The organism is Paraburkholderia suaedae, from assembly GCF_040812055.1.
Classification (GTDB): Bacteria; Pseudomonadota; Gammaproteobacteria; order Burkholderiales; family Burkholderiaceae; genus Paraburkholderia.
The window spans coordinates 101861-115090 of the sequence record NZ_JBFOAH010000005.1 but is presented as its reverse complement, the minus strand read 5'-3'; the positions used below and the strand labels follow the sequence as shown (position 1 = coordinate 115090).

Annotated in this window: 13 protein-coding genes and 1 pseudogene; 4 read left to right on the top strand and 10 right to left on the bottom strand. The window is 62.9% G+C overall.

Annotated elements, in window-relative coordinates; genetic code table 11:
• Window positions 1-225 precede the first annotated feature (225 nt).
• Together ABQJ48_RS09515 and ABQJ48_RS09510 are read left to right on the top strand one after the other, a co-directional pair.
• Window positions 226-804, top strand: a complete 579-nt coding sequence (locus ABQJ48_RS09515) for a DUF4337 domain-containing protein (protein ID WP_367837588.1) — start codon at window positions 226-228, stop codon at window positions 802-804.
• 80 nt (window positions 805-884) lie between these two features.
• A complete protein-coding gene (locus tag ABQJ48_RS09510) occupies window positions 885-1502 on the top strand; it encodes a LysE family translocator (protein WP_367837586.1) in 618 nt (205 codons plus the stop codon).
• An 8-nt stretch (window positions 1503-1510) separates the two neighbouring features.
• Here the strand turns inward: ABQJ48_RS09510 and ABQJ48_RS09505 are convergent, their stop codons facing one another.
• The 5 genes and pseudogenes from ABQJ48_RS09505 to ABQJ48_RS09485 all read right to left on the bottom strand — a co-directional run.
• Window positions 1511-2797, bottom strand: a complete 1287-nt coding sequence (locus ABQJ48_RS09505) for an RNA polymerase sigma factor (RefSeq protein ID WP_367837585.1) — start codon at window positions 2795-2797, stop codon at window positions 1511-1513.
• 4 nt (window positions 2798-2801) lie between these two features.
• Window positions 2802-3209 (bottom strand): VOC family protein, encoded by a 408-nt coding sequence (locus tag ABQJ48_RS09500; RefSeq protein ID WP_367837583.1) that lies wholly within the window; start codon window positions 3207-3209, stop codon window positions 2802-2804.
• A gap of 80 nt (window positions 3210-3289) precedes the next feature.
• Window positions 3290-3703: a YciI family protein gene (locus ABQJ48_RS09495; RefSeq protein WP_367837582.1), complete on the bottom strand. Its 414-nt coding sequence runs from the start codon at window positions 3701-3703 to the stop codon at window positions 3290-3292.
• Between the two features lie 148 nt (window positions 3704-3851).
• On the bottom strand, window positions 3852-4205 hold the full coding sequence (locus tag ABQJ48_RS09490) for a YciI family protein (RefSeq protein WP_367837580.1): 354 nt from the start codon (window positions 4203-4205) through the stop codon (window positions 3852-3854).
• A gap of 320 nt (window positions 4206-4525) precedes the next feature.
• A pseudogene (locus ABQJ48_RS09485) lies at window positions 4526-5557 on the bottom strand (methyl-accepting chemotaxis protein); the annotation flags it as partial.
• A 157-nt stretch (window positions 5558-5714) separates the two neighbouring features.
• Here ABQJ48_RS09485 and ABQJ48_RS09480 point away from each other — a divergent pair.
• On the top strand, window positions 5715-6002 hold the full coding sequence (locus ABQJ48_RS09480; RefSeq protein ID WP_367837578.1) for a hypothetical protein: 288 nt from the start codon (window positions 5715-5717) through the stop codon (window positions 6000-6002).
• Between the two features lie 986 nt (window positions 6003-6988).
• Here ABQJ48_RS09480 and ABQJ48_RS09475 read toward each other — a convergent pair.
• Complete coding sequence (locus ABQJ48_RS09475; RefSeq protein WP_367837576.1) at window positions 6989-7261, bottom strand: DUF1488 family protein; 273 nt, start codon at window positions 7259-7261, stop codon at window positions 6989-6991.
• 1023 nt (window positions 7262-8284) lie between these two features.
• On the opposite strand from ABQJ48_RS09475, the gene ABQJ48_RS09470 reads away from it, so the two are divergent.
• Window positions 8285-8635, top strand: a complete 351-nt coding sequence (locus ABQJ48_RS09470) for a DOPA 4,5-dioxygenase family protein (protein WP_367837575.1) — start codon at window positions 8285-8287, stop codon at window positions 8633-8635.
• Window positions 8636-8704: 69 nt separating this feature from the next.
• Here the strand turns inward: ABQJ48_RS09470 and ABQJ48_RS09465 are convergent, their stop codons facing one another.
• From ABQJ48_RS09465 to ABQJ48_RS09450, 4 genes are all read right to left on the bottom strand, one after another.
• Entirely contained in the window at window positions 8705-9016 is a 312-nt protein-coding gene (locus ABQJ48_RS09465; RefSeq protein ID WP_367837873.1) for a high-potential iron-sulfur protein, read from the bottom strand.
• Between the two features lie 255 nt (window positions 9017-9271).
• Entirely contained in the window at window positions 9272-9994 is a 723-nt protein-coding gene (locus ABQJ48_RS09460; RefSeq protein ID WP_367837574.1) for a PepSY-associated TM helix domain-containing protein, read from the bottom strand.
• Entirely contained in the window at window positions 9991-10674 is a 684-nt protein-coding gene (locus ABQJ48_RS09455; protein ID WP_367837573.1) for a Fe2+-dependent dioxygenase, read from the bottom strand. Before ABQJ48_RS09455 ends, ABQJ48_RS09460 begins: the two co-directional genes overlap by 4 nt.
• Window positions 10675-10741: 67 nt before the next feature.
• Entirely contained in the window at window positions 10742-12994 is a 2253-nt protein-coding gene (locus ABQJ48_RS09450) for a TonB-dependent receptor (RefSeq protein ID WP_367837572.1), read from the bottom strand.
• Between the last annotated feature and the right edge of the window lie 236 nt (window positions 12995-13230).

Here is a 13230-nt window from a genome sequence, read left to right as displayed (position 1 = left end):
GCGCCGGTCGTGAATGCGCTGGCCGGCGGCCTGCGGCAAGCGTTCGCGCAAGGCCGGGCATTCCGCTCAGGTCCGCGCGGCTCTCTTCTTCGAGCACGCATTGAACGCCCTGCGCCACTCTCCCGCCGCGCTTTTCCGTCACTGCGCGCGGCGCGTTAAGATTGAGGCCCCCGGGCCCGCGCGCCGCCCAGTCACGATAGTCAAAGCATTGTCTCGGAGAACCGGATGTCTGAAGAATATGAAGTGCATGGTCCGCACGACCACGCCGTCGCACACGCAGCCCATCATGACGCGGATCCGTTCGCGAGCCGGATGGCCGTAATGACGGCGATCCTCGCGACGATCGGCGCGCTTTGCGCGTACCAGAGCGGCAACAGCGAAAATCTCGCGCTCTTCTACAAGAACGAAGCCGCGATCAAGAAAACCGAAGCGTCGAACCAGTGGAACTACTACCAGGCCAAGGGCGAGAAAGAGAATCTCGCTGAACTCGGCGCGGCGCTGTCGGCAGGCAATAGCGACGCGCACGCGAAGTTTCTCGCCGACGTCCAGAAATACACCGAACAGAAAACGCCGATCCGCGAGAAGGCCGAAGCGATCGAAAAGGAGGTCGTCGAAAACGACAACCGCAGCGAAGCGCTGCTGCACGGCCATCATCGCTGGGCGCAGGCCACGCTGTTGATTCAGGTCGCAATTGCGCTGTGCGCGATCACTTTGCTGACCCGCAAGAACTGGATGCGCAATCTGTCGTTCGGCGTCGCGACCGCGGGCGTGCTGACGGCGGGCATCGCGTTTTTCGGGGGTTGAATCCGCGCTTGTCTCTGTCCGGGACATCTTGCCGCGCGCGAGTTCGCCCGGCGCCACAGCGCCATAACAGGGCGTGTCGTATGGTCGACGGTACCGCCGTTCTCGGCGTGTTCTCCGTGTATATCGCCGGCGTGGTGAGCCCGGGCCCGAACTTCGTCGCGGTCGCGCACAAGGCGGCTTCGGCCTCGCGCTTCGAGGCGCTCGCGGTGGTGGCCGGCATCGTGCTGGTCAATCTGTTCTGGGCGAGCTGCGCGATTCTGGGCGTGGGCATCGTGTTTGCCGCGTTCCCGTGGCTCGCGCTCGTGGTCAAGCTGGCCGGCGCCGCGTATCTGATCGGGTTCGGCGGCCGGCTGATCGTCAACGCCTCGGCACGTCAGCCCGCGCTGGTCGTGAATGCGCCGGCCGGCGGCCTGCGGCAAGCGTTCGCGCAAGGCTTCGCGACCAACATCGCGAATCCGAAGTCGATGGCGTTCTTCGCCGCCGTGTTCTCGTCGGCCGCGCCCGCGCATGTGAGCTTGGGCACGTTCGCCGCGATGCTCGGCATGGTGTGCGTCGTCGCGAGCGGTTGGTATGGTTTCGTCGCACTCACACTGTCGCATGCGCGGATTGCGGCAGCGTACCGGCGCGGCAAGGCGTGGGCCGATCGTTTCTGCGGCGCTCTGATCGTCGCATTGGGCGTGCGTCAGTTGATCCGCTAGCCAGCGGATCATCCAGCGCCCGATTGCGCGAGGCCGCGCGCACGTTCGAGCAGCAGATCCCGTTCGCGTGCATTGCGCGTCATTCCGGCCGCGCGTTCGAACTCGGCGCGCGCCTCTTCCATGCGCCCCAGTTTGACGAGCAGATCGGCGCGCACGCTCGGCAGCCAGTGATAGTTCGCGAGCGCGGGGCCGGCGGCCAACGCATCGACGATCTCCAGTCCCGCAGCCGGTCCGAAGGCCATTGCCACCGCCACCGCCCGGTTCAACTCGACCACCGGCGACGGCGCCACCTGCCCGAGCGCGTCGTACAACGCGACGATCCGCGCCCAGTCGGTATCTTCGGCGCGGCGAGCGCGCGCATGACAGGCGGCCAACGCGGCTTGCAGAGCGTACGGACCGCGTGCGCCGCCCAACGCGTGGGCGGCGTCAAGCGCGTCCAGCCCGCGGCGAATCAGCAGCGGGTCCCAGCGGCTGCGATCCTGATCGAGCAGCAGCACCGGCCGGCCCTGCGCATCGGTGCGCGCGCGCATGCGCGAGGCCTGAATCTCCATCAACGCGACGAGGCCATGCACCTCGCTTTCGTCGGGGACCAGACCGCTCAACACGCGGCCGAGGCGCAGCGCTTCCTCGCAGAGCGCGGGACGCATCCAGTCGTCGCCAGCCGTGGCCGAATAGCCTTCGTTGAAGATCAGATAAATGACTTGCAGCACCGACGCCAGCCGCGCCGCGCGCGCGTCCGCTTGCGGCACCTCGAACGGCACCTTGGCTGCCGACAGCGTGCGCTTGGCCCGCACGATCCGCTGCGCGATGGTGGCTTCGGGCACGAGAAACGCGCGCGCGATTTCGTCGGTGGTGAGGCCGCCGAGCAGGCGCAGCGTGAGGGAGACGCGCGCATCCGTCGACAGCACCGGATGGCACGCGGTGAACACCAGCCGCAGCAAGTCGTCGCCGATATCGTCGGCGCGCGCGGCGTCGAGGGAATCGACGAAATCCGGCACCACGTGCGCCTCCAGCGCGTCGAGATCGTGGCCAAGCTCCGCGCGCTTGCGAGCGCGCAGCGCTTCCTGCCGCAAGCGGTCGAGCGCCCGGTTCTTCGCGGTCGCCATCAGCCACGCTCCCGGATTGTCGGGCACGCCGGCCTCGGGCCAATGCTCGAGCGCGGCCACCAGCGCGTCCTGCGCCAGTTCCTCCGCGAGCCCGACATCGCGCACGATCCGCGCGACGTGGGCAATGACCTTGGCGGATTCGATTCGCCAGACTGCCTCGATGGCACGATGAGTGGCCTGTGTCGTCACGGCCTCAGCCCGCTGCCTGCGCGTTCGGGTCCATGTGGATCAACTCCCGGCTGTGTCCGTCGATATCCTCGAAGCCGTGTCCGTACATGAAGCCGTAGTCTTGCGGCGCACGCGGCACCGCGCCGCCCGCGGCAAGCGCTCGCGCGACCAGCGCATCCACCTCGCCGCGGCTTTCGCACGACAAGTCTATCGGCGCTTCCGTACTTTCCTTCGGATTGCAAAGCGATTTGCGCGTGAAGGACTTGAAGAGGTCCTTGACCAGCAGCATTGCGTCGAGATTTTCGCCGAGAATCAGACAGGCCGCCTGCTCGTTGGTAAAGCGCGGCTCGAAGCTGAAGCCGAGCGCAGTGAAAAATGCCTTGGACCGGTCGAGGTCATCGACGGCAAGGTTCACGTAGATCTGCTTGTGCATGATGGCGTCCATTCGTCGGATTGGTGTCGGCGGTTCGCGCGAGCAGCATGAGTCGCACGGTCGGCTCGCCGGCGTTGAACTCAGCGGCGCGACGCTTCGGGATTGCGCAAGCGCTCCGGCGCCGCGCCAGACTCCGGGTCGTCGAGTTCGAACAGTTGCCGCACTTCGATCTCGCCGTCGGCCTGCTCACCGAACGGCGCCGGAAAGCGCCGCGCCCACTCCATCGCTTCTTCGCGCGAGCGCACCTCGATCAGCGTGTAGCCGGCGATCAGTTCCGAGGTCGGCGCAAACGGGCCATCGACGACCCTACGCTTGCCGCCGCTGTACCGAACGCGCCAGCCTTTCGAACTCGGCTGCAGGCCGGTAGCGTCGAGCAGCACACCGGCCTGCGCGAGCTGTTCGTGATACGCGACCATCGCGGCCATCACTGATGGCTCCTGCATCTCGCCGGCTTCGCTGGCGGACGTCGCTTTTACGAGGATGACGAAACGCATCGACGTTGCTCCTGTTCGTGGTGTGGGCAGCGCCGCCCAGATTGGCCGGCCTCTTATCCACACGACGAGCGGTGCGCCGCCGGATCGACATGCGAGCCCGCGCTTCAGGGAAAACCCGATCCCAGCGCAACAGCAGCGCGGCATGTGCCTACATGAAACAAGGCCCGAGCTTGCGGACTTCAACCGTGCACCACGACGCCGCCGGGCAGGCCTGCGCGATTGCCACGGCTTCCTCGCGCGTTTCGCAGTCGAGCAGGAAAAAGCCGCCGATCATTTCCTTGGCTTCGGCGAACGGGCCATCGAGGACTTTCGGCTGGCCGCCGCGAACCTGCACGCGCACCGCGTCATTCTGCGACGTAAGCGATTCGACCGCGAGCAGCTTGCCGCGCTCTTTCAGGTCGGCGGCAAAGCGCACCATCTGGTCGTAGACTTCGCGCCCCGCGGCCTCGCCGCGTTGCGCGCGCTGATTCGGGGGTTCGACGACGAGCAGCATGTAAGACATGACGTCTCCAGTGGATCACGCCACCACGCGTGAAGTCAGGTTGGTGGATAAGGGCAGAGGCCGAAAGAGAACCGGCGCGCTTGCGGCGACCAGGTGGGAGCCAGTCTAGCAAGCCGGGATGACTCAGGTAAACAGGCCGAGCGCGGGCGCGGCTGCGGCGCCCGGTTGCTTACGGAGATTCCTAAGCGCGGCACGTGGGGCGGTTGAACTGCGACGCGTAGGCAGTGGTCAAGGGGGCAGCGCGTACGATCACTCGACAAGCAACATTCTGAGCTGAACCGCCACTGCGTTGAGACGCCTGCGTTCGCGCGGTGGCTGTCCTACAGCCTGAATGTACCGACCGCGGCTTTCAGTTTCGCAGCCTGATCGTCCAGCGACTGGGCAGCCGCGGCGGCCTGCTCAACCAGCGCGGCGTTCTGTTGCGTCACGTCGTCAATCTGCGTCACGGCCTGGCGGACCTGCTGGATGCCCTTGCTTTGCTCGTCCGAGGCCGCAGCAATCTCGCCCATGATCTGCGTGACACGTGACACCGCCGAGATGATTTCTTCCATCGTTGCGCCTGCCTGATCGACAAGTGCCGTTCCCACGCCTATACGCGAAACCGAGGTATCGATCAGGCTCTTGACGTCCTTCGCCGCAGCCGACGTGCGCTGTGCGAGCGCACGCACCTCACCCGCGACCACCGCGAAACCTCGTCCCTCTTCCCCGGCTCGCGCCGCTTCGACGGCGGCATTCAGCGCGAGAATGTTGGTTTGAAACGCAATGCCTTCGATCATGCCGATGATCTCGGCGATTTTCGATGAACTCTCCCTGATACCGCCCATCGTGCTCACGGCCTCTGACACGACCCGATTGCCCCGTCCAGCGATTTCCGATGCATTCGCAGCGAGGCCGCTGGCCTGACGTGCGTTTTCGGCGTTGTGGCGAACTGTGCCCGTCAACTCTTCCATGCTTGCGGCTGTTTGCTCCAGCGATGCAGCCTGCTCCTCAGTACGCGAGGAGAGATCGATATTGCCAGCCGCGATCTGCTTTGATGCCACGCTGACCGATTCGGTCGATTCCCGCACCGTCGCCATCGCGTCCGTCACGCGGTCCATAAGACGATTGAAAGCGGTCGCCGCAAGCCCGATCTCGTCCATGCTTTGAACGGGAACCCGTTTGCTCAGATCAAGAGATTCGCTGACCTCTTGCAGTGTGTTGCGCATACGCATTAACGCCCGCTGGATCGAGCGCGACAGCGCATGGAGCCATCCGGCCACCAGCGCGAGCGCCAGGGTCATCACGACGACAACGGTTCTCGCTGCATTATCACTGACGTGCTGCGCCTCATCATTCGCGAGCTGTGCCTGCTTGTCAGTCTCAGTCACGAACTGCTCGAGCAAGGCCTGCAACGGCTGAAAATCCGAATGGTAGAGAGAGGTCACCTGATCGTTCGCTGCTTTCGCGTCCTGAGCAGCGAGCTTGATCGTTTGCCGGGACTTCTGGCCATACGCATTCCATCTGGATTCGATGGCCTGTAGCTTTTGCATTGCATCGGGGGTCGTGAACAGCGGGCGCACGATCGCCGACCATTGGGCAATGTTCCTCTCTGCGTCGCTGAACATCTTCACGGTATCGATCGAGGTCGGATCGAGCTCGATAGTCGACAACGCGCTGGCCTTCATCTCCGTGAGTCCACGAATCTCCTTTTCGGCCACATGTGAGGCGGTCTCCGCTGCGCGGATCGCGTTGAGCGCCATGATCGTCACAGCGATGCTGCCGCCGATAACAAGTAGCGTGACGGCGATCAGGATCTGAAGCTTGAGCTTTATTTTCATCTTGTGCGTTGTCCGCGTTGGAATTCGTATTCGCGTTTACGGCGCACTCTGCATCGCCTTAAGACGGTTCACAAAAGTTGACACGACCTTTCCTGACTGGACCCGATCGGGCTGGGCGCACAAAAAAAAACCCTGTCCCGATGAGGGGACAGGGTCGACAGGATGGAAGAGTCGTACATGCGCGTGGATGCGTGCCGACCTATAGCCATCAAACTCAAAGCTGTTGCTACGTGAGTTGCTTCTACCGCTACAACTGCTGCGCGAAACCGTTGCTTCAAGGTGCTACCACTACTACTACCACTACCACTGCTGATGCTGCCGTTTTATTGAACTGCTGCAATGCAGTCCGGTCCCTCGCCTTCGATTACTGCTGACTGCAACCCCTGATGCTTCGCGCCGATCGCACGGATCGGGCGTTCTTTCCATTGCTTCTACTTCCTACTGCGTAACTGCCCTGCCGCGTTCAACTTCGACCACCACGGCAAACTGCCATCAACGGTACGGTTCAAAACAACGCGGGGGGAGACCGCGTCGATGGGCTCGGTGATTTGTCGCTCCATGGAAAACAGTGTATGCGAGCGCGTCCGATCGCAATTGGCCGAAGCGAAGGGCATTGGCCGGCTAATTTGGCGAATGGATGTAACAGGCGATCGGGTCCAGGATAAGCGGCGACGGTCGCAGCTCCGGCCGACAACCGCATCACGCGGCAGTGGGTCACTTCGACCCGTAGCCGGGCCGACAAGTCGTTGACAGGGAGATGAAAGAGGCGGAAGCGGCGAGGCGCGCTTGAAACAAGCGAGCACCACCGATGCGACGGCTACTGAGGAAAATGAGCGCAGCGCAAGCAATGCATCCGGAGCTGGGCGAGCGACGGCATGCGTACCGTCGCTCCGGCAGCTTCGCGCGTGCCGAGTCTCGCGGACATCGCGATGCAACACCTCGCACGGAAGCTTCGCGTCAGGACCATCATCCGCGCGCGGTGAAGTCGCTGGTTGTCAGCAGTACTTTCTCGCCCTGACGCGCGAGCATCTTTCTTTCCGCAACAGCCGTGATGCGTTTGCGTCCATCCGCAAAGGCTTTGAGCACGCGTGCCGGGCTAGCGTCGGGCTGCAACCAGAAGTGCTGCTCCAACGCTTCGCGCGTGACGGCGCATTCGAGCTCCCGTCCACGCGTCGACAGTTGGAAGATCACCGTGCGTCCGTCGGCCGAGACGCTGGGTTCAAACTCGACAATCTCCATAGCCCACCTCGCAAAGTTCGTTAAGCCGCTCGTCACCTGGACGAACGCTGCTGCGAAAACCGAATGAAACGCGGACCTTCCGCCGGCTTGTTTCGACTGATGAATGCACGCTATCGCGTCGTCACACCCTACGCACATTGAACGATGCGCAAGGCGATGCGTGAATCGGCAAATACGCCGACGCACGATTTGGGCGACCCTGCGCCCGCGCGATCCGCCTGCCGTCAGCGCGGCTGCAGCGCAAAGACTCATGCAACAACACAGTCAGGCCCGCCGTCAAACGTTCTCTTTCCTTGTGCGTTCGATCGCGCACGCGCGACACACGCAAACTATTCTGAGCCACAGATTCGCCGTCTCCGGTTCATGACATTGCCCGCTTGACTACGCGAAATGCGAACTCAGCGTGTCAGGACAGAAGACGAGCGCGGCGGCTTCACCATCGGCTTCCCGCATGACGGTGTGTGGTTTTGCTTTCGACAATTGCGTGATGCTGCAGGTGGGCGCCGCCCGTCGGCGGTTTGCCCGGCGAGAGCGCGCCGCATCGAACCGGCGCCTCGACGAATCCGCGCACGAGGCCTAAGCAAAGCGCGTGCCACCGGGCGTCGGCGCCTCCCGCCGCGGGTAACGCGTCCCGCGCAGGCACAACGATGAAGCACTCGAGGCGACGCGAACGAACGCGGCGTCTGATGCGCGGTGCCCGCTAACAACAGACGCAGCAACCGGACCGACGGATAGCCTTTCGTCGAATCGGAAAGCGAAGAACCCGCTACATAACGCCATGGTAAAAAAGCGCTGCTCACCCGACAATTCACGACAATTGTTACTAGCCAGCCAGTTGCAGGTAATCAAAGGCAATCCCGCGCCACGCCTGTACGACCGGCTCGGTTTCGAGGTCGTCGGCGAGGACAATCAACACTTCCACACGAGGCGCGCACCAGGCGCGCCGGTGGAAACCAAAGCAGAATGAATGTCGGATAACGACTGGCTCATCCTGATACCGGACGCAACGCTATGGACGCTCATATGACCTTTCGCGACACATCAGCCATCGAAAGCTGGCATGCCCACATCTATTTCGACCCGGGCAGCCGCGACGCCGCATGGGCGTTGCGCGAGCAGATCGAAGCGCACTGGAACGACAAGCTGCGAATCGGTCGCTTCCACGAACGCCCGGTCGGTCCGCATCCCATGTGGTCGTATCAGCTGGGATTTGCCCACGCACAGTTTGCCGACGTAGTCGGCTGGCTCGCGCTGAATCACGGGGCGCTGGATGTTTTCGTGCACCCCAACACCGGCGACGCGCTGCGCGATCACCGCGACGCGGCCGTGTGGATCGGCCGCTCACATGAGCTGGTGTTGACGGCGTTGATATGAGCGTTGGGCGGAGCGGACTGCAGACGAGCGACGAAGCGGGCGGCGGACACGCGCGTCCATTGTTGCCGCTCACATATTCGAGTACGAGCTGCACCAACCCCGTGCGGCGACCTGCTTGTCGCCGAACAGTGTACAGCCGCCATAGGCGTCCGTAGCCTTGCCCTGGAATAGCGAGCAGTTGGCGCATGTTTGCCCGGCTGCATAGCTGGGAAACCTGGTTTTGTCGACCTTCGACGCGTCTTCCACGTAAGCGACGGCACGCGCCTTCGGGTCGGCTTCGCTGAGCCGGTCCGCGGTGTCGGCGAAAGCCGTGCGCGACAGCACTAGCGACGAGCTGACGCCCATGCTCAACATCAGAAAGTGGCGGCGCGAAGTTTTCATCATGTTCGGAGGTATGGTGGGGTCAAGGGCCGTCTATTCAGGAACTGCGCTCACACTAACCGCGTGAGCCGTATAACCGGTTCGCCGTCTTTGCGCGGCATGTCGACAGGCGCGTGATCGTCGGCGAAACCAGAGGTAAGTGACTATATACGGGATCGCGCCGCAGTGTAGACGACGATAGCATTTCAGATTGCTCGACCCTCTGCGCGAGCGGTATGGCTTTGATAAATCGGAAGATCAGTTCAGCGCCCGCTTCTACATCAGCCCCATGCACACGGCGGCTGCGATCGATCCCAACACCAGCACTGCGCCGACAGCCTTGCGCTTGTTTAACTCCGTCCACAGCAGCACGCCGGTGAGCGACAACAGGACGAGGCTACCCGCGAGCGTATCGATGAGCAGCACCCAGCCGATGCTCAACCCCACGCCCTTATGCAGATTCGTCAGCAGAGCGAGCAGCGTGTTCTCGCTGCGCTTGATCGTCACATAGCCATTGCCGACCCAATACTCGGCGGACGTGTTTTCGCCCGGCGACGCGAAACTCAGTTGCCAGTGCTCCGGCTGCACGATGCTGCGATCACCCCATGCCACCGGATGCGCGGGCTCTTTCTGCACGCGTCCCGGATTGGCCGTTAGCTTCAGTTCATGCTTGAGCCACCTGGCCAACTCGCGCGGCGTGTCCGGCGCCGGTCGCGGCAACGGCATCTGCAACACCGACACCTGTGGCTCGCCGGTGGACACGCGCAGCGGCCCGCCGCGATGGTTCAGAAAGAATCCGGTGGTGCCGAACAGCAAGCCCAGCGCGGCGCCCCACAAGCCGACCCAGCCATGCACCTTGCGCAGCCATTTGATGAACGTCCCGCGTCGCGCACGCGGCTGCCGCGAATTCGGTTCGCCGCTTTGGATCGGTCGCGGCTCGGGCGTTGCGCGGTCCATGCCGGCAGACGATTGAATCTCGATAGTCTCGGGGACGCTCATGTTTCGCTCCAGGTACGCAGCAGATTGTGATAGCAGCCCACAAGGCTACGGCGCGCGGTATCGTCGGCGTGAGTGGCGTTCAGGCGCTGGATCGCGGTGTCCATGTCGAACAGCAGCGCGCGCTGCATGTCGCCGCGCACGAGGCTTTGCACCCAGAAGAAACTGGCGATGCGCGCACCGCGCGTGACCGGCGTGACCTGATGCAGACTGGTGGCCGGATAGACGATCATGTCGCCCGCCGGCAGCTTCACCTGTTGCACGCCGTAGGTGTTCTCGATCACGAGTTCGCCGCCGTCGTATTCGTCGGGCTCGGAAATGAACAGCGTGACCGAGACGTCGGTACGCAGCTTCACGCCGTTGGGCAGCACGCGCACCGCGCCATCGACATGACTGCCGAAGTGCATACCGCCTTCATAACGATTGAAGAGCGGCGGATACACCTGATTGGGCAACACCGCACTGATGAACAGCGGGTTGCGCTCGATCGCGGCGAGGATCACCTCGCCCAGCTCACGCGCGACCGGCGAGTGCTCGGCGACCTGCTGGTTGCGCTTGACGGGCGCCCCCTGATAACCGGCGGTCGCGCGGCCGTCGACCCACGTGTCGCCCGCCTGTTCGAGCCGCTCGCGCACGAAGCGCAACTGCCCGGCGTCCAGCACCTTCGGAATCTGCAGCAACATAGTGTGTCCTTTACGTCGGCTTGCCGTCGTGAAAACCGCTAAGCCAATGGTTCCCGTACAGCCTGTTTCAAAAGCGATAGTCGAACGTCGCCAACAGCGTGCGTCCGATACCGGGCACCGACCGACCGCCGTCCGATGGAATCAGCGCGTCGAAGTATTCCTTGTTGGTCAGATTGAGCAGATTCAGGCGGACGTCGAATTTTTTCGCGTGATACGCGGCGGTGGCGTCCCAGCGCGTGTAGCCCGGCACCCGCACGTAGTTCGTGTTCGACGCGTAGCGCGGCGACATGTAGATCGGGCCGCCGCCAATTTCCCAGTGCGGCGTGAGCGCGTAGGTGGTCCACAGCGTCAGCGTGTTGCGCGGCGTATTGGCCGGCGTGTGCCCTTGCGTTCCGTCGAGCGCCTTCAGGATCACCGCGTCCATGTACGTATAGCCGCCGAACACCTGCCACTTGTCGGTGATGTGCCCGGTCACGCCCGCCTGAAAACCGTCCACGCGAATGTCGCCGGCGAGCTGGTATTCGGTCGGCGAGACCTGGGTGCGCGCGTTGTCCATTTCCTCGCGGAAGAACGCTGAAGTAACCGAAATATTTCCCCCCAGCAGGTCCCATTTGCCGCCGGCTTCATACGACTTCGTCGATTGGGGCGCGAGGTTTTGCGTCAGATTCGTGACCGTCAGGTTTTCCAGCGACGGGTTGAACGACGTGCCGTATGACACGTAGTACGACTGCCAGTCGGTGGGCTGATAGATCACGCCCGCGCGCACGCTGGTGAAGAAGTTGGTCTGGCTTGCGTAAAGCGGCGCGGTGATGGAGTTATGGATCTGCGCCTGAAAGCGGTCCCAGCGCAAGCCACCGATCACCTTCCAATGCTGATCGAGCGACACGGTGTCATTGATGTACGCCGACAGTTCGTTGGCACCGGAATCTGCATGGTTGCCGACCGTGGTGGTCACATTGGACGGCGTGCCCATGATCGGCGGATTCAGCATCGGCACGATCGGCAAGTTGTTGCGCGTGTACGCCTGATTCGTATAGCTGTCATGACCGAACTCGAAGCCGGCGATCAGGTCATGCTTGATCGGGCCCGTGTCGAACTTGTATTCGAGCATCGTGTCGTTGTAGATCGAGCGGTTTTCGATCACGCGGTCGTGACTCTGCAACTTGATGAACAGTTGCGACGGCGACAGCGTCGTGTAATTGCCGTTGGTCAACGCGGTGCTGGACGCGAGCGGCCCGGTCAGCACGGCTTGCGGCGCGGTCTCGCGCGCGTCGGTCAGCGAGTGCGAGAGCTGCGTCTGGTTGGTCAGCGTGAGCGCGTCGGAGAACTTGTGCTTGATCGCGGCGGTGAAGATCTGCACGTCCTGGATCGTGCGGTCGTCGGTCAAGCCGTAGAAGGTGTTTTTGGGCACCGGCGCGGGACGGCCGTTCAACGCCTGGATGCCGTAGTCGGGCATGTCGTGGTTGTGCTGGATGAGTGCCGACAGCGTCACTTCGGTCGGCGTGCCGATCCCGAAACGGACTTCCGGCGCGATGCCGAAATCCTTGTTCTTCATCACGTCGCGCGTCGAGCCAAGACTCTGGCCGAACGCGTTCAGGCGAATCGCCGAGGTGTCGGTCACCTTGTGATTCACGTCGACGCTGCTGCGATAGCGGTCGTCGGTGCCGATCATCGCGGACACTTCCGCGGAGTCCTTGAGGTTCGCCTTCTTGCTGACCTGGTTGATCACGCCGCCCGTCGACCCACGGCCGAACAGCATCGACGACGGACCGTACAGCACCTCGAGCTGTTCGAGGTCGAAGGTGTCGCGATAGTACTGGTTGCGATCGCGAAAGCCGTCCAGGTAGATGTCGTTCTGCGCGGTGAAGCCGCGCAAATTGATGTTGTTGCCGATCTGGCCGCCCTCGGCCGCGCCGATCGTCACGCCCGGCGCATTGCGCAGCGCGTCCTGGAACGACGTGCCGCCTTGCGAAGACAGCAAGTCCTTGTTGATGACGGTGACGGTCTGCGGAATGTCGCGCAACGCGGTCGGCGTCTTCGCGCCGACGTTCGAACGTTCAGCCTGGAAGTCGTGTTGTTGCGCCTGCGCCGCGACACCGATGGTTGGTAGCGTGCCGCTTTCGGCCACCTGGCTTGCCGCGGCGCTTGCCGGTGCGCTTGCCGGTGCATTTGTCGACGCAGTCCCCGACGGCATTGCCGCTTTGTGGTCGGCCGCGGCTTGCGGTGCGCTTTGCGCAGTGGTCTGCGCAACAGCCGATGTGGCAAATGGAACGGCAAAAGCTAGCGCTAACGCGGTCGCTACCGGCGTGTGGTTGAACATGGAAAGCCCGTCAGGTGTGCGCTTGTCGAATTCGCATGTCTCGGATGCGATCAGTGACAAATCAGCAATTGGCTGGCTTCCGGTCGTCTGACTGGCGCAGAAATGACGAGATGGCTGGCTGGTTGGTAAATGAGAATCGATATCATTACATAAGTATTCGCGCGTATCAATCACGCGTTGTTTTGTTACCGTAAGCCGATCGCATCACACCGTTGCAACACCCTTTCGCGTTGCCT

Excerpts from the sequence above, each read along its gene's own strand:
- ABQJ48_RS09500 (WP_367837583.1), bottom strand. The coding sequence starts at position 3,209 with ATGCACAAGCAGATCTACGTGAACCTTGCCGTCGATGACCTCGACCGG.
- ABQJ48_RS09460 (WP_367837574.1), bottom strand. The coding sequence starts at position 9,994 with ATGAGCGTCCCCGAGACTATCGAGATTCAATCGTCTGCCGGCATGGAC.
- ABQJ48_RS09470 (WP_367837575.1), top strand. The coding sequence starts at position 8,285 with ATGACCTTTCGCGACACATCAGCCATCGAAAGCTGGCATGCCCACATC.
- ABQJ48_RS09495 (WP_367837582.1), bottom strand. The coding sequence starts at position 3,703 with ATGCGTTTCGTCATCCTCGTAAAAGCGACGTCCGCCAGCGAAGCCGGC.
- ABQJ48_RS09465 (WP_367837873.1), bottom strand. The coding sequence starts at position 9,016 with ATGAAAACTTCGCGCCGCCACTTTCTGATGTTGAGCATGGGCGTCAGC.
- ABQJ48_RS09515 (WP_367837588.1), top strand. The coding sequence starts at position 226 with ATGTCTGAAGAATATGAAGTGCATGGTCCGCACGACCACGCCGTCGCA.
- ABQJ48_RS09450 (WP_367837572.1), bottom strand. The coding sequence starts at position 12,994 with ATGTTCAACCACACGCCGGTAGCGACCGCGTTAGCGCTAGCTTTTGCC.
- ABQJ48_RS09480 (WP_367837578.1), top strand. The coding sequence starts at position 5,715 with ATGGCCTGTAGCTTTTGCATTGCATCGGGGGTCGTGAACAGCGGGCGC.
- ABQJ48_RS09455 (WP_367837573.1), bottom strand. The coding sequence starts at position 10,674 with ATGTTGCTGCAGATTCCGAAGGTGCTGGACGCCGGGCAGTTGCGCTTC.
- ABQJ48_RS09490 (WP_367837580.1), bottom strand. The coding sequence starts at position 4,205 with ATGTCTTACATGCTGCTCGTCGTCGAACCCCCGAATCAGCGCGCGCAA.
- ABQJ48_RS09475 (WP_367837576.1), bottom strand. The coding sequence starts at position 7,261 with ATGGAGATTGTCGAGTTTGAACCCAGCGTCTCGGCCGACGGACGCACG.
- ABQJ48_RS09510 (WP_367837586.1), top strand. The coding sequence starts at position 885 with ATGGTCGACGGTACCGCCGTTCTCGGCGTGTTCTCCGTGTATATCGCC.